Annotated in this window: 16 protein-coding genes; all 16 read left to right on the top strand. The window is 32.7% G+C overall.

Annotated elements, in window-relative coordinates; all coding sequences use genetic code 11:
• The first annotated feature begins 2 nt into the window (after positions 1-2).
• The 16 genes from FW781_RS07540 (at position 3) to asnB (ending at position 20197) form a co-directional block, all read left to right on the top strand.
• Positions 3-827, top strand: coding sequence for a polysaccharide biosynthesis/export family protein (locus FW781_RS07540; protein WP_149386845.1), 825 nt, complete (start codon positions 3-5; stop codon positions 825-827).
• 5 nt (positions 828-832) lie between these two features.
• Positions 833-3220, top strand: coding sequence for a GumC family protein (locus tag FW781_RS07535; RefSeq protein WP_149387379.1), 2388 nt, complete (start codon positions 833-835; stop codon positions 3218-3220).
• Positions 3220-4515: a nucleotide sugar dehydrogenase gene (locus tag FW781_RS07530; protein WP_149386844.1), complete on the top strand. Its 1296-nt coding sequence runs from the start codon at positions 3220-3222 to the stop codon at positions 4513-4515. Before FW781_RS07535 ends, FW781_RS07530 begins: the two co-directional genes overlap by 1 nt.
• A 6-nt stretch (positions 4516-4521) precedes the next feature.
• The gene (lhgO, locus tag FW781_RS07525) at positions 4522-5712 is read left to right on the top strand and encodes an L-2-hydroxyglutarate oxidase (RefSeq protein ID WP_149386843.1); all 1191 of its coding nucleotides are present in this window, start codon (positions 4522-4524) and stop codon (positions 5710-5712) included.
• 37 nt (positions 5713-5749) lie between these two features.
• Positions 5750-6874 (top strand): DegT/DnrJ/EryC1/StrS family aminotransferase, encoded by a 1125-nt coding sequence (locus FW781_RS07520; protein ID WP_149386842.1) that lies wholly within the window; start codon positions 5750-5752, stop codon positions 6872-6874.
• A gap of 12 nt (positions 6875-6886) precedes the next feature.
• The gene (locus tag FW781_RS07515; RefSeq protein ID WP_149386841.1) at positions 6887-7459 is read left to right on the top strand and encodes an acyltransferase; all 573 of its coding nucleotides are present in this window, start codon (positions 6887-6889) and stop codon (positions 7457-7459) included.
• A gap of 10 nt (positions 7460-7469) precedes the next feature.
• Positions 7470-8486, top strand: coding sequence for a Gfo/Idh/MocA family protein (locus FW781_RS07510; RefSeq protein WP_149386840.1), 1017 nt, complete (start codon positions 7470-7472; stop codon positions 8484-8486).
• Positions 8483-9766: a lipopolysaccharide biosynthesis protein gene (locus tag FW781_RS07505; RefSeq protein ID WP_149386839.1), complete on the top strand. Its 1284-nt coding sequence runs from the start codon at positions 8483-8485 to the stop codon at positions 9764-9766. The genes FW781_RS07510 and FW781_RS07505 overlap by 4 nt, the downstream gene beginning before the upstream one ends.
• A 2-nt stretch (positions 9767-9768) precedes the next feature.
• A complete protein-coding gene (locus tag FW781_RS07500; protein WP_149386838.1) occupies positions 9769-10233 on the top strand; it encodes a GNAT family N-acetyltransferase in 465 nt (154 codons plus the stop codon).
• 10 nt (positions 10234-10243) lie between these two features.
• Positions 10244-11209, top strand: coding sequence for a methicillin resistance protein (locus FW781_RS07495; protein WP_149386837.1), 966 nt, complete (start codon positions 10244-10246; stop codon positions 11207-11209).
• 39 nt (positions 11210-11248) lie between these two features.
• Positions 11249-12568, top strand: a complete 1320-nt coding sequence (locus FW781_RS07490) for a polysaccharide deacetylase family protein (RefSeq protein ID WP_149386836.1) — start codon at positions 11249-11251, stop codon at positions 12566-12568.
• A gap of 106 nt (positions 12569-12674) precedes the next feature.
• Positions 12675-13850: an O-antigen ligase family protein gene (locus FW781_RS07485; RefSeq protein ID WP_149386835.1), complete on the top strand. Its 1176-nt coding sequence runs from the start codon at positions 12675-12677 to the stop codon at positions 13848-13850.
• A gap of 109 nt (positions 13851-13959) precedes the next feature.
• Entirely contained in the window at positions 13960-15792 is a 1833-nt protein-coding gene (locus tag FW781_RS07480) for a glucosamine 6-phosphate synthetase (protein ID WP_149386834.1), read from the top strand.
• Positions 15793-15811: 19 nt separating this feature from the next.
• Positions 15812-17080 (top strand): hypothetical protein, encoded by a 1269-nt coding sequence (locus FW781_RS07475; protein WP_149386833.1) that lies wholly within the window; start codon positions 15812-15814, stop codon positions 17078-17080.
• Positions 17081-17214: 134 nt separating this feature from the next.
• Complete coding sequence (locus FW781_RS07470) at positions 17215-18342, top strand: glycosyltransferase (protein ID WP_149386832.1); 1128 nt, start codon at positions 17215-17217, stop codon at positions 18340-18342.
• 1 nt (position 18343) lies between these two features.
• Positions 18344-20197: an asparagine synthase (glutamine-hydrolyzing) gene (asnB, locus tag FW781_RS07465; RefSeq protein WP_149386831.1), complete on the top strand. Its 1854-nt coding sequence runs from the start codon at positions 18344-18346 to the stop codon at positions 20195-20197.

Raw genomic sequence — 20197 nt, 5'->3', positions numbered from 1 at the left:
GAATGAAAGGAAAAATATTAGCAGTAATTTTGGTGTCTTCTTTAGTGGTTTCCTGTAAAGTCAATCCCAATGCTAAGAATGATTTAAATTATATGCAGAATATAGAACAGGTTGCAATCAATGCCTCTGCTAAAAATTCAGCAAACACAATCCAAGCGGGTGATCAGTTGGTTATTCTAATCACAGCAAAGGATATGGATGTTGTAAAGCCTTTTAATCAGAATTATTCTTCATCAGAACTTATCCAGACAAATGCTATAGCAGGAGGAAATACTCCTAATCAAGGAGCAACCATACTGTCAGGTCCAACATATATTGTAGATACCAATGGAGATATTGATTTTCCAATATTGGGAAAGCTGAATACATCCAATAAAAGCTTAACAACTTTTAAAGATGATTTAAGGGAAAAAATGACGAAATATGTTATTAATCCAACAATTAATGTGAGACTCTCGAATTTTAAAGTTACTGTATTAGGAGAAGTAAATAGACAGGGTGACTATACTATTGCAAATGGGCAGGCAACTATTTTAAATGCATTGGGGCTAGCTGGTGATTTGACTCAGTATGGGAAAAGAGAAGATATATTGGTGGTAAGAACAGAAAATGGAGTTGTTTCTCATGGCCGTATTAATCTTCAGGATGCTAATTTAATTAATTCTCCATATTATAATCTAAAGCAAGGAGATGCTATTATTGTTTCTTCAAACAATACAAAAGATGTTATAGCAAAACAGAATCCCAACACTGGGCTTTATCTGACCGCCATTTCTATTGCGGTTACAGCAGTTGCCGTAGTAGTAAGTTTATTTAATAAGAAATAAAATTGATGGATAACCAGCGAACTTCACAATTTTCAGAAGAAGAAAAAAATTCAAGCAAAATTAATTTTAGTGAAATAATCAAACCATATTTAAGGAGATGGCCGTGGTTTATTTTTTGTGCTATGGTAGCATTAGCTATAGGCTATTTTGCGATAAAATTTATGACTCCGGTCTATTATGTAGAAACTACATTACTAATAAAAGATTCCAAAAATTCTTCTTCAAATAATGATTTAGGGGTCCTTTCTGATTTATCAGGATTGGGAGGAATGAAAACTAATAGTATTTCTAATGAAATTGAAGTCCTGAAATCAAAAAAACTGATGAGGGATGTAGTTATCAATAAAAATCTTCAGACCAATATCATTGTTAAAGGAAAAGTAAGTCGTGCTGAGCTTTATAAAGAATCTTCTCCTATTGAAGTAAAAGTTGTAAATGAAAAAGTATCTAAAAGTGCCAATAATCTTATTAATGTAGAGCTAAAAGGAGAAGAAATTTCAATACATTATGAAGGGCTGAAAAAAAATATTGTTTCTGGTTATGGAAGAATGATAAGTCTTCCTTTTGCTAATATTATTATTACTAAAAATACAGGGTATAACCCTAAAGCATCACCAAACGTTGATAAAAAGAACTTAGAATTAATTATATCATCAGTTGAAGCAAAGGTTAATTCATTGAGAGGAGCTCTTAGTGTAAGTTTAGCCAATAAAGAAGCTACTGTCCTTAAACTTTCAATGAATTATCCGGTAATTTCAAAAGCAGAAGACATTCTTAATTCATTAGTTGTTGCTTATAATAATGATGCTATTCTGGATAAAAATCAAGAGTCTAAAAAAACATTGGATTTTATTGAAGACAGAGTAAGAAAACTTTCAGTAGAACTGGGACAGGTTGAGAATGAAAAAGAAAGTTTTAAATCAAAAAATAATCTTACCGACCTTGAAACAGAAGCTAAAATAGATCTTGAAAGTTCTGCGACGGCCCGTGGTAAGCAGCTGGAGCTTGATGCTCAAATAGAATTGACAAATTCATTGCTTTCTTTCATGTCGAAGCAAGGACAATACCAGGTCTTACCAATAAATATTGGATTAAATAATCCCGAAGCGGTTTCTGGGATTACCTCCTATAACCAATTAATACTGCAAAGAGCGAGATTACTAGAATCTGCAACTACAGAAAACCCTATAGTTGTTGAAACTAGTAAACAAATAAATGCAATGCGAAGTTCTGTTGTTCAAACCCTGCAAAGAAATAAGACGGGATTAGAACTTGCCAGAAATGAATATGTAGGAGAGCAAAACAAAGTAACTGGGAAAATAGCGAGAATTCCTTCTATGGAAAAAATATTTAGGGGAATAGAAAGACAGCAACAAATTAAAGAAAACTTATACTTATTATTATTACAGAAAAGAGAAGAAACGGCTGTTGCACAATCTATCACGGCACCGAAAGCAAGGGTGATTGATGCGGCTTATGCTTTTGCAAACCCTATTGCACCCAAGACCCAAGCTATTTTATTTGCTTCACTATTTCTAGGATTGTTAATTCCTTTTATTATTATTTATATGTTACAATTATTTAATAATAAAGTTATTACTAAACATGACCTGGAAAAGCTTATACATGCTCCTATTATTGCAGAATTGCCAAGTCTTGAAAATGGGGATTCTGAAATAGTAAAAATGAATGATATTACTCCTATGGCGGAAGCATTTAGAATTCTTATTACCAATATGAATTTCATGCTTTCAAAAGAAAAAAAAGGAAAAGTTGTATTTGTTACTTCAACGGTAAAAGGAGAAGGAAAAACCTTTACTTCTGTCAATTTAGCTTTAACATTGGCCAATCCTAAGAAAAAAGCAATTATCATAGGATCCGATATCAGAAATCCTCAACTTCAAAGATATAACCCTGCAAGAAAGGGTCTTACCGGGCTTACAGAATATCTTTATAATGACAATACTAAACTTGAAGATATCGTTCATGTATCATCGTTTAATCCTTACCTAGATGTAATTTATTCAGGAATGATCCCTCCGAACCCAACAGAATTATTATCCAACGGTCGTTATGAAATCCTTCTGAGCGAGTTGAAAGATAAATATGAGTATATTATTTTAGATACTGCACCATTACTTCTTGTTACTGATACATTCCTTATTGCCGAACTTTCTGATGTCACAATTTATGTATCCAGATCTAAATATACAGAAAAGGCACTATTAGAATTTGCAAATAGCAATATCGATCAGAAAAAAATCAAAAATGTAGGATTCGTACTTAATGATGTAAGCAGAGAAAATTTAGGATATAGTAACAAATATGGTTATGGTTATAACCAACATGCAGAACAATCTTGGTTTCAAAAAATAAAAAATAAACTTAGTTAATGACAACAACATATAAAATAGCGGTTATAGGCCAGGGTTATGTAGGTCTTCCTTTATCTCTTGAATTTGCAGATCACTATCCTGTCTTTGGATTTGATATTAATACACAGCGTGTTGATCAGCTAAATGAGGGAAAGGATATAACGCTTGAAGCAGATGTTGATAAATTAAATAACGGACTGAAAAAATATAATGAATCTAATGGCTCTTTAGGCTATAAAGCAACAAGCCTGTTGTCTGATATCTCTGAAGCTAATGTATTCATTGTAACAGTTCCTACCCCTATTGATAAATATAACGCTCCGGATCTGAATCCACTGATTTCTGCCTCAAAAATGTTGGGAGAAATTATCAAAAAAGGAGATATTATTATTTATGAATCTACAGTTTTTCCTGGATGTACAGAAGAAGAATGTGTACCGGTTCTTGAAAAATATTCGGGGCTCCAGTTTAACAAAGACTTTTTTGTAGGATATTCTCCGGAAAGAATTAATCCGGGAGATAAAATAAATACGCTTACCAGTGTTAAAAAAGTAACTTCAGGCTCTACAGAAAAGATTGCGGAAGAAGTAGATAATCTATATAAGAAAATCATTACAGCCGGAACTCATAAGGCACCAAGCATTAAAGTAGCAGAAGCCTCTAAAGCTATTGAAAATGCACAAAGAGATGTTAATATTTCTTTTGTGAACGAATTAGCTTTAATTTTCGATAGAGTAGGAATCGATACCAATGATGTATTGGAAGCTGCTGGTACAAAATATAACTTTCTTAAATATAAACCTGGATTAGTGGGAGGACATTGTATCTCTGTAGATCCTTATTACCTCGCACACAAGGCAGAGCAGTTAGGATACCATCCTGATGTTATTCTATCAGGAAGACGTGTAAACGATTCTATTGCAAAGTTTGTTGCCGCTAAGGTAGTGAAGCTTCTTATTGCAAAAGGTGGAGTGATCAAAAATTCTAATGCCTTGATTTTAGGAGTTACATTCAAAGAAAACTGTCCGGATGTCAGAAATACTAAAGTTGTTGATATTTATAGAGAACTTGCTGATTACGGAGTAATTGTCGATATTTATGATCCGTGGGCGAGCAAAGAGGAAGTGAAGCATGAATATGGAATTGATATTCTGGATGCTCTTCAGGAAGGGAAAAAGTATGATTCTTTAGTTATTGCAGTGTCTCATAATGAGTTCCTGGAAATGGATCTGGATCAGCTTAAAAAGGAAAATGCAGTGGTTTTTGATACCAAAGCATGTTTAGACAGAAATCTGGTGGATGCAAGACTGTAACAGATCATGAACTATGATATTATAATCATTGGTGCAGGTTTGGTAGGATTGGCTACAGCCTATCAGACTAAACTGAAAAATCCCGATTCTAAGATTTTAATTTTAGAAAAAGAAAACGATGTGGCTTTGCACCAATCGGGACACAACAGTGGTGTAATCCATAGTGGGATTTATTATAAACCAGGCAGCCTTAAAGCAAAAAACTGTATCGAAGGGTATAATTCAGTAATTAATTTTGCCGAGAAATACGGAATAAGATATGACCTTTGCGGCAAAATAATCGTAGCGACTTCACAGGAAGAATTACCCCTTTTAGATAATATTTATAAAAGAGGTGTTGAAAACGGCCTGCAGGATTTAAAATACCTTTCAAGAGAAGAGTTTCGTGAAATAGAACCCCATTGTGAGGGCGTAAAAGCAATCAAAGTTCCGCAGACCGGAATTATTGACTATCCGGGAATAGCAAAAAAAATAAAAGAACTTTTTGAGGAATTAGGAGGAGAAGTAAAATTTAATAATGAAGTAAAAAACATCATTGATAAAGGATCTGAAATTATTGTAAACACCAATATTTCCGAATTTAAAACCCAAAAGCTTATTTCCTGCGCAGGACTCTATTCTGATAAGATCACCAAAATGACCAACGAAAAAAACGATGTGGTCATTATTCCGTTCAGAGGAGAATATTATAAAATTAAGGATGAAAAAAAATATCTGGTAAAACATCTTATTTACCCGGTACCAGACCCCAGTTTTCCGTTCCTTGGAGTACACTTTACCAGGATGATTGATGGTAATATTGAAGCAGGTCCCAATGCCGTTCTGGCTTTTAAAAAGGAAGGATACCAATTTTTCGATTTCAATTTCAACGAAACTATGCAGACCTTGTTGTGGCCGGGATTTAGGAAAATTGTTGCGAAATACGGAAAAACAGGAATGGGAGAAATGCATCGTTCACTTTCCAAATCTGCATTTACAAAAGCCTTACAGAAACTGTTACCGGAAATACAGGAAAACGATCTTGTAGCAGGAGGTTCTGGAGTAAGAGCTCAGGCTTGTGACAGAAATGGAGGATTGATTGATGATTTTGATATCGTGAAAAACGGAAACATCATTCACGTTAGAAATGCTCCCTCTCCGGCAGCCACTTCCTGCCTTTCTATAGGAAATAAAATCAGTGAGCTTATCGTGAATTAAAATATGCACCTCTACGTGCACTCAAAAAACTAAAGATATGAAAATTCAAATGGTTGATCTTAAAGGTCAATACCTGAAAATAAAAGAAGACGTAGATGCCGGTATTCAGGAATGTATAGACAACACAGCATTTATTAATGGTCCTGCTGTAAAAGAATTTCAACAGGATTTTGAAAAATATTTGGCTGTAAAACATGTTATTCCATGTGCTAACGGAACAGATGCTCTTCAAATTGCCATGATGGCACTTGATCTGCAGCCTGGTGACGAAATCATCTGCCCGGCATTCACTTATGTAGCTACTGCTGAAGTTATTGGTCTTTTAGGATTAAAACCCGTAATGGTAGATGTAAACGAAGATACTTTTGATATTGACCTGGAAGGGTTAGAAAAATATCTGACACCTAATACCAAAGCGATTGTTCCTGTTCATTTATATGGGCAAAGTGCCAATATGGAGAAGATTCTTGAATTTGCAAAAAAACATAATCTTTTTGTTATAGAAGATAATGCTCAGGCAATTGGATCTGATTATACTTTTTCTGATGGAACTGTTAAAAAAACAGGAACTATCGGCCATATCGGATGCACCTCATTTTTCCCGTCAAAAAACCTAGGATGTTATGGTGATGGAGGGGCACTAATGACGAATGATGATGATCTGGCTTCAAAAATCAGAATGATTGCCAACCATGGCCAGGAAAAGAAATACTATCACAAAGTTTTAGGCTGTAATTCCAGATTGGATACAATTCAGGCAGCAATTTTGAAAGTAAAACTGAAACATCTGGATGAATACTCAGCTGCCAGAAATAGAATGGCTGATTATTATGATGAAAATCTTTCGGGTATTGCCGAAATTCAAACTCCCAAAAGGGCTGAAAACTCAACCCATGTATTCCATCAGTATACCCTTAGAGTAAAAAATGGAAAGAGAGATGAACTACAAAAATACTTGGCAGAAAAGAATATTCCAAGTATGATATATTATCCTTTGCCCCTTTATAAACAAGAAGCGTTTCTTCAATATGTAGAAGAAGATTTTAGTCTTCCTGTTACGGAGCAGCTTTGCACCGAAGTGATTTCCCTTCCCGTACATACAGAATTTGATCAGGAGGTATTGGATGTTATTGTTACAGAAATTAAGAATTATTTTAATTAATATAAAGCAGATATGTCAGATTTTTTTGCACACGAAACAGCTGTTATTGATGAAGGTTGCCAGATAGGGACCGGAACGAAAGTTTGGCATTTTTCACACCTTATGACCGGCTGTGTCTTGGGAGAAAAATGTAATATAGGACAAAACGTTGTTATTTCTCCAAAAGTAGTTTTAGGAAAGAATGTAAAAGTTCAGAATAATGTTTCTATTTATGAAGGAGTAACATGTGACGACGATGTCTTTTTAGGTCCTTCAATGGTTTTTACTAACGTAATAAATCCAAGAAGTGCTGTAAACAGAAAGAACGAATATCTGAAAACCCATGTTGGAAAAGGTGCATCTATAGGAGCTAATGCAACTATTGTCTGTGGACACAATATAGGTCAATATGCTTTTATTGGAGCAGGAGCTGTGGTCACAAAAGAAGTGCCGGATTATGCGTTGGTGGTAGGAAATCCTGCCAGACAAATGGGATGGATGAGCGAATTTGGACAGAGACTTCAATTTGATGCAGAAAATATTGCCGTTTGTGAAGAAAGTGGAGAAAAATACAAATTAGAAAATAATAAAGTTTCTAAAATTTAAAAACAAACAAATGAGTGAAAAAATAAAATTTGCAGTAGTGGGCTGCGGGCATATCGGAAAAAGACATGCCGAAATGATCTCAAGAAATGAGGAATGTGAATTGGTTGGATTGATCGATGTTAAAGATAAATCTGTACTGGGCATTGAAAATTATAAAGTTCCTTTTTTTGCATCACTAGATGACTTTTTAACTTCCGGAATTGAAGTGGATGTCATTAATATTGCTTCTCCTAATGGATTCCATTTTGAACAGTCTTATAAAGTGATCGATGCAGGAAAGCACGTTGTGGTAGAAAAACCCATGGCTCTGAAAAAGCAGCATGCTGAAAAACTTATTTTTCAGGCTTTGCACAAGCATAAGCAAGTTTTTGCTGTGATGCAAAACAGATACTCTCCACCTTCTGCATGGGTAAAAGAAATGGTGGAAAGCGGGAAACTGGGAAAAATATATATGGTTCAGCTTAATTGCTACTGGAACCGCGATGACAGATATTATAAACCGGAATCATGGCATGGAAAGAAAGAACTGGATGGAGGAACTTTATTTACACAGTTTTCTCACTTTATAGATATTATGTACTGGCTATTCGGTGATATTACCAATATTCAGGCAAAATTTGCAGATTTTAATCATGAAACGTTAACTGATTTTGAAGATTCAGGTTTTGTTAGCTTTGATTTTGTAGACGGAGGAATGGGATCCTTAAATTATTCTACTTCAGTTTGGAATCAGAACCTTGAAAGTTCAATGACAATTATTGCAGAACATGGATCTGTGAAAATCGGAGGACAGTACATGGATAAAGTAGAAGTTTGTAATATAAAAGACTATGTAATGCCGGAATTAGCTCCAACAAATCCTGGAAATGATTATGGTGCTTATAAAGGATCTGCTGCCAATCACCATTACATTATTGAAAACGTAGTTGATGTATTAAAAGGAAGAAATACCATCACTACTAATGCTTTAGAAGGACTTAAAGTGGTTGATATTATAGAAAGGATTTATAGCCTGAAATCAACATGATCAAAAAATTTATCAATAGTTTAATCGACAAGACAATAGCTTCTAAATCTGAGTATTTTAAGAATATTCTGACATTATTGTCGGGGACAGCTTTTGCTCAATTAATTCTATTGCTTATAACCCCAATACTTTCAAGAGTTTATGATCCTGAAAGTTTTGGTGATTATACTATACTTTTAAGCATTGTTAATGTACTTACAGTATTTGCAACAGGTAGATATGAACTTGCTATTCTATTGCCGAAAAATTCTATTTGGGCTAAACAAATTTTATATCTGGTTGCTATAATCTCAGCTGTTTTCTGTATTTTTTTATTACCAATAATTGTTATTTTTAATTCCTTTCTCCAAAAGACATTTAATCTTTCGCATGCTTCTTCTGTCTTATTTCTTGTGCCTTTGTTAGTATTCATTAATGCAAATTTAAGCTCACTTCTTTACTGGTTTAATAGAAAAAGACAGTATAAGAAGATATCATTTAATAAAATCTCTGAAAGTATTGTAACATCTGGAGTTAGTATTTTGCTTGGGATTTTTAAATGGCCTCAGGGACTTATATTAGGAAGGATTTTAGGACAATTGACAGCATTGTTTTTATATGGAAAGAGTGCCAATTGGAGGGATATATCTACATTCCGGATTTCTAAGAAAAGACTTTCATATGTTGCAAAAAGATATATTAATTTTCCAAAATTTTTAGTAGCTGCTCATTTTTTTAATACTTCAGCTTATGAAGCTCCTGGCTTGATAATTAATTATTACTTTGGAAATTCTATACTCGGATTTTATGGATTTGCTAATAGAATTGCTACAGCACCTCTCAGCCTAATGGCTGGATCAATCGGAAATGTTTTCAGAGAAGAAGCGGCCAGGCATTATATCAGTAATGGGAATTGCCATACAATATATACTGCAACTCTTAAAACACTTTTAAAACTGAGTATCGTTCCTTTTATTTTGTTTTTTATTTTTGCTCCGGATATTTTCAGAATTATTTTTGGCGAAAAATGGATTACTGCAGGATACTATGCCAGATATATGACCCCAATGTACTTCTTTCAGTTTATATCTAATCCTCTTTCTGTTGTCTTTTTGATTACAGAAAAACAAAGAGTAGATTTCTTATGGCAGATTTTTTTATTTGTTTTAAATATAACTATCGTTGTTTTAGGGTCATTATTTTTTGATATAAAAACAACTTTAATTATCTTTTCACTGGGATATTCCATCATGTATTTAATTAATATCTTATTGTCGTATCATTTTTCTAAAGGTAAATAAATATGCAAAAATTATTAAGTGTATTAGCCGTTATCAGATCTTTTAGAACTGTTAGGAAGCTGGCCTATAAAAAAAATGATAAAGAGGATATCATAAATATTATTAATTTGCATAACAGAAAATTTGGACAAATTGATAATCTTACTAAATTATACTTATACACACACAAAAACAGGTCTTTGTATACCATAATAAAAGATGATGTATGTATTGCATATGCTCTTTACATAGCAAGAGATAACAATGAAATCCATTTAAAAGGAATTGCAGTAGAAGATAATTATTTGGGAAAAGGATTTGCAAAAAAAATATTATCAGACAGTATTTCTGAGCTTGGAATTTTTTTTAAAATTATAAGTTTAAACGTAGTTTCTGATAATACGGGAGCAATTTCACTATATAAGTCATTTGGCTTTGTCATAGAATCTGAGAATGAAGATGAAATATCCATGATTTTAAAAAAATAAATTATTAGTGATGTTAGGAGAAAATAAAAGAAAATATATTGAATTATGTGATAATGAAGAGTCAATTCCCTTGTTTTCAAAATATTGGTGGCTAGATGCTGTATGCGGAGAAAATAATTGGGATGTCATATTATCTGAAAAAGGAGATACTATTATTGGCTCATTACCTTACTACAAAAAGAAAGTTAAAAAGAAATTTAATATCCTTACTCTCCCGCATCAAACTCAGACTTTAGGACCATGGATCAGAAATAGCAAAGATGCTTCAAAGAAAAGTAGTAAAATAAGTAATGAGATAAAGGTAATGGAAGATTTAATTCAAAAATTACCCCAGTTTGATTATTTTATCCAGCATTTTCATTATTCTATTACCAATTGGTTACCTTTTTATTGGGCTGGCTTTCAGTGTACAACTAAATATACTTATGTAATACCGGATATATCCGATTCTGATAAAGTATTGGCATCGTTCTCATATGATAAAAGAAAAAGTATTAAAGATGCAAAAGGGAAAATATCAGTAAAACTGGATGAAGATTATAAAGAATTTTATCAATTCCATAAAAAATGCTTGAAGCAGCTTGGGCAGGAAATATCATATAGCGAAGAATTATTTTATTCAATATATAAAGCCAGTAAGGAAAGAAACATGGGGTGTATTATGAGTGCTTATGATGAGGAAGGCAACAAGCATACTTCACTTTTCTTGATATGGGATAGGAATTCAGCTTATCATTTAATTTCGGCAATTAATCCAGAATTCCGACAGTCAAATTCATTTTCATGCTTAGTTTTTGAATCTATCAAATTTTTGGGTGATAAAACCAAATCCTATGATTTTGAAGGAAGTATGATAAAAAATGTAGAAAGCGCATTTAGATTGTATGGTACAGAACAAAAAGCCTATTTTGAAGTGTCTAAAACAAATTCTTCATTATTAAAATTATTTTTGTTTCTTTCGGGACGTAATGTGTAATTAACCAGCTTATTATAGTTTAGAGTAATGTTAAAAAGTTTGAGAACAGAAAATGCAATATTATATACAATTAAGTTTTTGCTGAAAATTGCATTTGGTTATGTCGTTTCTCCAGCTTTAGAATCTTTATCTGAAGATAATGTAACTATTCGGGTTGAAGGAATAAAAATTAAATTTAAGTTATGTTCGCAGGATAAATTGGTTAATTTGATAGATGGTAAGGCTCATATGAAACATATACCTTCCTATGATAATTATTATAATATTCCGGTTGTTGATGAAGATGTAAATGATCTGTATGAATATAACAATGGATATATTCAAGTCAATTATGATATTATTACTTTATCTTTCATATTATTATCCTGTTATGATGAATGGATTTCTGAAATACGAGATGAATTTGACAGATTTAGATACAAAGACAGTTTAGTCTATAAATATAATCTGATTAATATACCTGTTGTTGACGAATATGCACTTCTGCTCAGGAAGATTCTTAAAAATGAAGTACAAAGTTTTGCCCCGTCAGTAAGGTCAACAATCATTATTCCTACTCATGATATAGATGACCTTTATAGATTTGATGGCTTTTTTACATCAGTTAAGACTTTGGTTGGAGAAGCTATTAGAGAAAAAAGGCCTTTACAAATATGCAGTTCAATACTGAATATGTTAAAAACTATTGTTTCTAAAAAAGAAGATCAGTATCTTAAAGGAGTAGAGCAATTGTATAAAGATTCAAAAAAATATGACTTAAAATCGGTTTTTTTCTTTATGACTGCAAAGCCATCTCAATTTGATAAGGGACAAACTATAGACAATAATGTTTTAAAGTTGATGTCCAAAATTGTAGATGCAGATATGCTCTTAGGTATTCATCCCGGCTTTAATACGTTCAGAGATATTACGATTATGAACGACGAAATAGATAGACTTAGAAATACCTCGGGAAGAGATATTATATTTGCAAGGCAGCATTATCTCAGATTTGACCGGAGAGTAACTTTTGAAAATCTTGAAAAATGTGGTATAAAGGTCGATTATACTATGGGGTTTGCAGAACATGAAGGATTTAAATGTGGTACGGCACACGAATTTTACCCGTACAATTTTGAGAAAGACCAACCTTATAATATTCTAGAGAAGCCTCTGATCGTTATGGATGCTACGTTGAGACACTATCAGAAATATTCTACGAATAAAGCTTTTGAGGTATTGGAAAATCTTCTCAAAATAACAAAAAGAGTTGAAGGTGATTTCATCATACTCTGGCATAATGATAGAATTTTCAGAGACCCAAAATGGTATAAGGAAGTGTATATAAGATTTATTTCAAAATATAATGCGAAACAGTAGGAACTTACAATGATAATAGAACAAAGATTTCATACCATATCATAATTGATTGTAATACATGAAAAACTGCCTTAATTTTGATAAAAACCAATTCTAATTGAGAAATATGTCTTTATTTACCGACAAACTTGTATTTTTTAAAGTATTTATTTATTTTATTTTTGTTTTCTCAGGGTCTCTGAAGTGGTTACCTATTCCAATAGACTTGACATTATTATCTCTTTTGGTTTGTACGGCATTAATACTTATTGAAATACGTGAAATTGTTCCGCTCAAAAAACAAGACCGACTAATTGTCATTTTAATTACTGTATTCAGTCTGATCTTTATTGTTTCAAATCTGTATTCAATATCTACTGAGTATGCTCAGTCCAAAACCCTTGCTATTATTTTAAATATGTTTACGGTCGTTTATCCGATTGTTGTATTTAAAAAATCTATTTTTTCCGAATTGAAATTATTAATGTATCTTATTGGTGGATTAATGATTGTAGGATTGTTTTATCTGTATTTTAATAATATGTTTATTATATTCCATGATTCTGAATTATTAGTAGATAAAGTTCCTACATATTTAGTTATTGGAATCATGCTGTGTGCATGTTTTATTTTTTCTCTGGCAAGTAAGTTAACTTGGTATGTTGCGGTTTACAGATTATCAATATTATTTTTATTATTTCAACTTGGAGGAAGAGGGCCTATCATCAATTTAGTACTATCCTTAATTGTTTTCTTCACTTTGAATCTTAAAAATTATAAAATAAATTATAAAACAGGGTTTGCAATAGGAGCATTATTTTTTACCATACTTATTTTTGGAGATAATATTTATACTTTTGCATTTCAAAATGTAGATTTTGAACGCTTTAATATATTTAAAGTGGGTAATGATGATGCGAGCTTGTCAGTGAGAGGGAACTTTCTTGAAATAGGATTGGAATCAGTGTTGAATCATCCTTTTTTTGGATTAGGAATTGGAAGTTCAGGATTTATACTTGATGGTGCTGATGTGAGTAACTATCCGCACAATTTGTTTGTTGAATCAATGATGGAATTGGGAATACTAGGAGGGTTATTATATCTATCGGCATATATATTATTCTTTCTCAGAAATTATTCTATTTCCAAAAACAATAAGGATATGCTGATTTTATTTATTATTGTTTTATTATTTTATCTGGAAGACAATAAAAGTAACTCTTTTGATTCCTGGAGGTGTAGTATTATATGGATTATGTTTTTTATATCTGAGAAGAGATACAAAATTGGAATAGCTAATTAAAAATTCACGTGAAATACTTTAGATAATGTATAATATTAATTTTATAAAACTTGATTATACTTATATAAGTTCCTATAAATATTATTTAATTTAAAAAAGAAAAAAACAAATGTGTGGAATTTTTGGTGTCGTATCGAACACCAGCATTAATAAACAGAAGTTTCAGACTCTGGTAAAACATTCCGAACAAAGAGGAGTAGATTCCAGTGGTTTGATTTATTATCAAAATAACCAATATAAAGTAAACAGAGCTGATTATAGCATTGAAAAATTACTGAAAAAGGTAAAACCATATAATAATAATATTGTATTAGGACATAGTAGGTTGATCACAAACGGACTGGGAGATAACCAGCCAGTAATCAGAGGAAATATATGCGCCATACACAATGGTATTATTGTAAACGAAGAAGAAGTCTGGAGCAAGTTATCAGTAAGCAGACAATTAAAAATTGATTCTGAAGCTATTGTTGCCATTGCAGAAGAATTTCTTACTAATAATGACAATAAAATAGAAGATCTTCCTAAAAAGATATTTTCTTTATGTCAGGGAGTTATTGCTTGTGCTCTTGCTCTGCCGGAAAAAGGGAAATTGCTTCTTTTTTCTAATAATGGCAGTTTATATGTAGGATATAACGAGGACAAAACTTATTTTGCATCAGAAAGCTATGGACTTAGAATTATTGGATGCGAGAATATTACTCAGATCAAAGAAGAGTCTTTGATTTTGGATATTCCTATTTCCCAGAAAAATCTTATAGTTATAGATGAAAATAGCAGAGTAGAAGACTTGATCCCTGAATTTAAATTTAATACTATTGAAGAAAATCTACTTGAATATAAAAAACTTGACATCAAAAGATGTACCAAATGTATTCTGCCGGAGACAATGCCTTTCATAAAATTTGATGAAGCAGGTGTATGTAATTATTGTAAAAGCTATAAACCAAGAAATAACCCGAAACCAAAGGAAGAATTATTTAAGCTGGTAGAACCTTACAGAAGAAAAGGTAATGAACTGGATTGTATTGTTCCTTTTTCAGGAGGTAGGGATAGCTGTTACGGGTTACACCTTATTGTAAAAGAGCTGGAAATGAAACCAGTTACCTATACTTATGATTGGGGAATGGTAACAGACCTTGGCCGAAGAAATATCAGCCGTATGTGTGCAGATCTCGGAGTAGAAAACATTATTGTGGCTGCAGATATTTCATTGAAAAGAAAGAATATAAGAATGAACCTTGAAGCGTGGCTTAAAGCTCCACATTTAGGAATGATGGCAATGCTCACAGCAGGAGATAAACACTTCTTCAGATATGTAGAAGATATCAAAAAGCAAACAGGGATCAATCTTAACCTGTGGGGAGTAAATCCATTAGAAGTTACTCACTTTAAAACAGGGTTTTTAGATATTGAACCCGATTTTGAAGAAAAAAGGGTGTATAGTCATGGTGCAATGAAACAGATGAGATACCATTCAAAAAGATTCAGAGCGATGATGCAGAGCCCTGGGTACTTCAATAGCTCACTCTGGGATACTCTGTCAGGAGAGTATTATCGTAGTTTCACCGAAAAGCAGGATTACTACCATATTTTTGATTATTGGAGATGGGATGAAGAACAGGTGGATAATACTCTTTTAAATGATTATAATTGGGAAAAGGCAATAGACACTACAACTACCTGGAGAATTGGGGATGGAACAGCGGCTTTTTACAATTATGTATATTATACTGTAGCCGGTTTTACAGAGCATGATACGTTCAGAAGTAATCAGATCAGAGAGGGGCAAATGACCAGAGAAAGAGCTTTAAAACTTGTTGAAATAGAAAATACTCCACGCTATCAGAATATCAGATGGTATCTGGATACTTTGGGACTCGATTTTGAAAGAGTAATTAAGATCGTGAATCAAATTCCAAAATTATATACTGAAAAATAATTTAAATTTTTGTTCGTAAATGAAAAGAACAACAGTAATTTTTAAAGTTACACTACTATTTACCTATCTGTTTTATAGTGGTTCTTTCTGTTTGGCTATGCCCATTTTTAATAATGGAGTGCAAGCAGAAAATAAAATAACATTTACATCAGATAACCCCATATTTACGAACAAAAGCTTAAGTACTAAAGAAATGTCCAAGCTTTTGGATTTTTATACTGATGTTTTCAGCTCAGAGACTCAGCTGTCCAAATGGTACAGCTCTGTCTATGATAGCTCGGCACTTTTGTATATTCCTATACAATATGCTTATGATACCCAAAATCAGGAATTAATAAATAAGCTGCGAAAACTGTTTACTTATAATGCTTTAGTAATTGTAAAAAAGAATAATCAGGCAGATGACTTGGCTAAAAGAACTTTTTACTTTACTGTTTCAGAATATTTAAGAAGAAATGGCATTAAAGACAATGCCGAAAACACCAAAATGTATAATTTCATAAAAAATGAAGTATTATATTATTGGAACAATAATCCTGCAAACATTTGGGAGGCAGAATCAAAAAAATTCTATGGTGCCAAACAAAGAATTGATTATATCTTAAGTGGGAATTTTAATGGTAATTTAAGTTACTACAGAGCGATTACTGATTTTGAACTCTACGTTATGGGGACAGGCGTAAGTCTTTTACTCATTGAGAAAGATGCTAAGCGAACCATAACACCTGATTTAGTCTCTATTAAAGATAGATTCTATCAGGTATTGAAAAAAGAAGTTAGTTTTAAAGATAATACATCGTGGTATCTGCAGTCCAATATATGGCGTGATCACCCGGATTTTAAGGATGTGGCTCTGGAAAAAAGTCAAAATGTCAATTGGGATGCCTCTCATTTTTCAAGAATGTCTGCCTATCTGCATCTGTTGAAACTTAATTTTCAAGATGATAAATCAAAATACAGCTATTTGGAAAAATTAACCGTATTGCTTTCAAATCAACTGATCACCAATATTGCAGTTTATAATTCCAAAAATAATGTTTACACTTTCAATAATTATATAGATGGTAATAACAGTAGTTTCCGAAGTGATATTAAAGATGGGAAAAAAGGAATACAGCCATCACAGAACTTTGAACATATTTTTATTGGATGGTGGAAGATGTTGAATACAAATGAAGTTGATATCATGTATGAAAGAATAGCAAAAAAATTCCCTTATTATTCTGAACAGAGTGCTTATCTCACTCATGATAAAGGTTTCTTTCAGGAAATTGTAAATCTGAAATGATGTGTTGTCGAATTGTTGAATTTCAAGTTATGTATAAAGTCCTGTCGGATTCAGTAGGAGAACCAAAGAAATTAAAAAATAAAAGCATAACCAATGTTTAACAGGAAAATTGAAAACTTTCCAAAAGCCAATTAATGAATAAAAAATACGGATTTCACATCTGCCATCTGACGAGTGTTCATCCAAGAAACGATTCTAGAATATTTCATAAGATGTGTAAAAGTCTGGCATCTAAGGATGTTAAGATAACTTTGGTAGTTGCTGATGGTAAAGGCAATGAGACGCTGGACAATGTAGAAATTATAGATATAGGAGCCCCAGCTGGTAGATTGAAAAGAATTATACAAACTACAGGTGAAATCTTTAATAAAGCTAGAGAACTTAACGCAGATGTTTTTCATCTTCATGATCCTGAACTGCTTTTAATAGCAAAGAAACTGAAAAAATTAAATAAAAAAGTAATCTTTGATTCCCACGAAGATACTGTAAACACGATTTTAGTTTCACCCTATTTAAAATCCCCTGTTTCAAATATTATCTCCACATTATATGAGAATTTTGAACGCTACACCTGTAAAAAGATAGATGGAGTGATTGGCGCTACGCCTCATATTGAAAATTATTTTAAAAAATTTGCCAAGCAAACTGAAAATATTAATAACTATCCTATCTTATCCGATAAGAAACCGGAACAAATTTCCTGGGATCAAAAACAGAATGAAGTATGCTATGTGGGATCTATTGATGATACAAGAGGGATTAAAGATCTGATGAATTCATTGGAACTCACAAAATCACAGGCCAGACTGAATCTTGCAGGTATGTATTCTTCTCTAACTTTAGAAAAAGAGATAAAAGAACATAAAGACTATCACCTTGTCAATGATTTCGGATATGTCAATTCTGAGGAAGTAGAAAATATTTATAACCGTTCCTTAGTAGGAGTAGTTACTTTGCACCCTATCCCAACATTTTTAGTAAGTCTGCCTATAAAAATGTTTGAATACATGGTTGCAGGAATTCCTTTTATTGCCTCAGATTTTCCATACTGGAGAAATTTATTGAAAGGGAGTAAATGTTGTATTTTTGTGGACCCTCAAAAACCTCAGGAAATTGCTGATGCTATTGATTACTTTATTCTTAACAGAGAAACAGCGAAACAAATGGGTGAAGTGGGAAGAAAATTAGTCTTTGAAAATTTTTCATGGGAAAGTCAGGCCGAAAAATTATTAACGTTTTATCAAACAGTTTTATCAAACTAACATGTGCGGAATAACAGGAGCAATAGAATTTAAAAGATCACAAAATCTTGATTTTAAAGAAGGAAGTGATTTACATAATTATATACGAAGAAGAGGACCGGATTACTATGGCGTTGAAAAAGCAGAATATGCTGATTGGTCAGTAACTTTGGCTCACTCAAGGCTGGCGATTATAGACCTGTCAGTAGCATCTAATCAACCTATGATTTCTGAGGATGAAAGATATAGTCTCACTTATAATGGTGAAATATATAACTACCAGGAAATCAGAGAAGAATTAACATCCAATGGTTTTGTCTTCAGAACAACCGGAGATACAGAAGTTCTTCTAAAAGCCTGGGAATGCTGGGGAGAAGCTTGTTTGAATAAGCTGAACGGAATGTTCGTTTTCGGGCTATTTGATAAGATAAAAGGAGAGTTCTATTTGGTAAGAGATAGGTTTGGAGTTAAGCCGTTAATTTATACTTTTTTCGATGGTCAATTATTATTCTCTTCTTCCATAGCCTCTGTAGCTAAACAAACAAATCAGGATATAGATCTGGAATATTGTTCCAGTGGAATAAGATTCGGTTTTTTCGAAGGATATGAAGACAGAACTCCTTTCAAAAATGTAAAATATCTTTTACCAGGATCATTAATGAAATGTAAACTGGAAGGAGAACTGAAAACAGAGACTAAAACCTGGTATTCTCTGGAAGAGCAGGTTGCAAAAAAAAGAAAAGAACTAGAGTCATTAAGCTCGGAAGAATTAATTTCCCAAGGGAAAGCCTTGTTGGAAAATTCAACCAAAATACGTCTAAGAAGTGATGTTCCTTTGGCTATTTCTTTGAGTGGAGGAGTAGATTCTTCCTCTATAGCAGCAATTACTTCAAAAGAAGTAGATCATCTGATGGCTTTCAGCTATGGAGCTCCCGATCACCCGAAATCAGAAGGCCCCGTTATTAATAAGTTTGCAAAAGATAAAAATATTAATGTTGAATATATTCACCATTCTTACACAGCACAAGAGATGGGGAATATCTATGACCAAACTATGGAGGCACAGGAATCTCCATTTTTGGGATTAAGCATTATAGCACAGCATGAAGTATACAAGCAGGTAAAAGAAAGAAACATTAAAGTGTTGTTAGGCGGCCAGGGAGGTGATGAAATTTTTGCCGGATACAGAAAGTTTTTCGTAGTAGCATTGCGAAAGGCAATAGAAAACAAAGAAGTCCTGCCAGGCTTACAATATTTTCACTCATTAGCACTGATGCTGGTATTTGAAGCAAAACAAATAAAAACATACTGGAATGAGAAAAATAGATATCTGAAGACAACAGGGAAAGATACATCGTTTCTGGATTGCTTACCGGAAATTTCTTTAAATCTGTTTGAAAATTCATCTTTATCAAACAGACAGATTTCAGATATCCAAAAATATAGTATCCCTTCTCTTTTAAGATATGAAGATAGAAACTCAATGTATTTTTCTATTGAAAGCAGGCTCCCTTTTATGGATTACAGGTTGGTGGAGTTTGCTTTAGCATTGCCAGACTTGCTCAAAATTAAGCATGGATACGGAAAATGGATATTACGTGAAATGATGAAAAAAGACGTACCGGGATATATCCTTAAAAACCGTCTTAAAAGAGGCTTTGATGTCACACAGAATTGGGTGAATGATGGTGTGGGAGAAAGAATAAAATCAAATATTTTAGAAAATAAATCTAAAGCAAAAGATTTTGTATCAGACTTTAGTCAACTTGAAAATAGTCTCACAATTGAGAATCTTAATAACAGTAATATTCTGAATGAAGCAATCATGCTTGATTTCCTGATTGATCCAATTAAAAAACCAACCCTGCACTCATGA

The sequence above is a fragment of the Chryseobacterium panacisoli genome, assembly GCF_008274625.1.
Classification (GTDB): Bacteria; Bacteroidota; Bacteroidia; order Flavobacteriales; family Weeksellaceae; genus Chryseobacterium; species Chryseobacterium panacisoli.
Note: the sequence above shows the minus strand (reverse complement) of the source record. Positions and strands in the feature narration are given on the sequence as shown.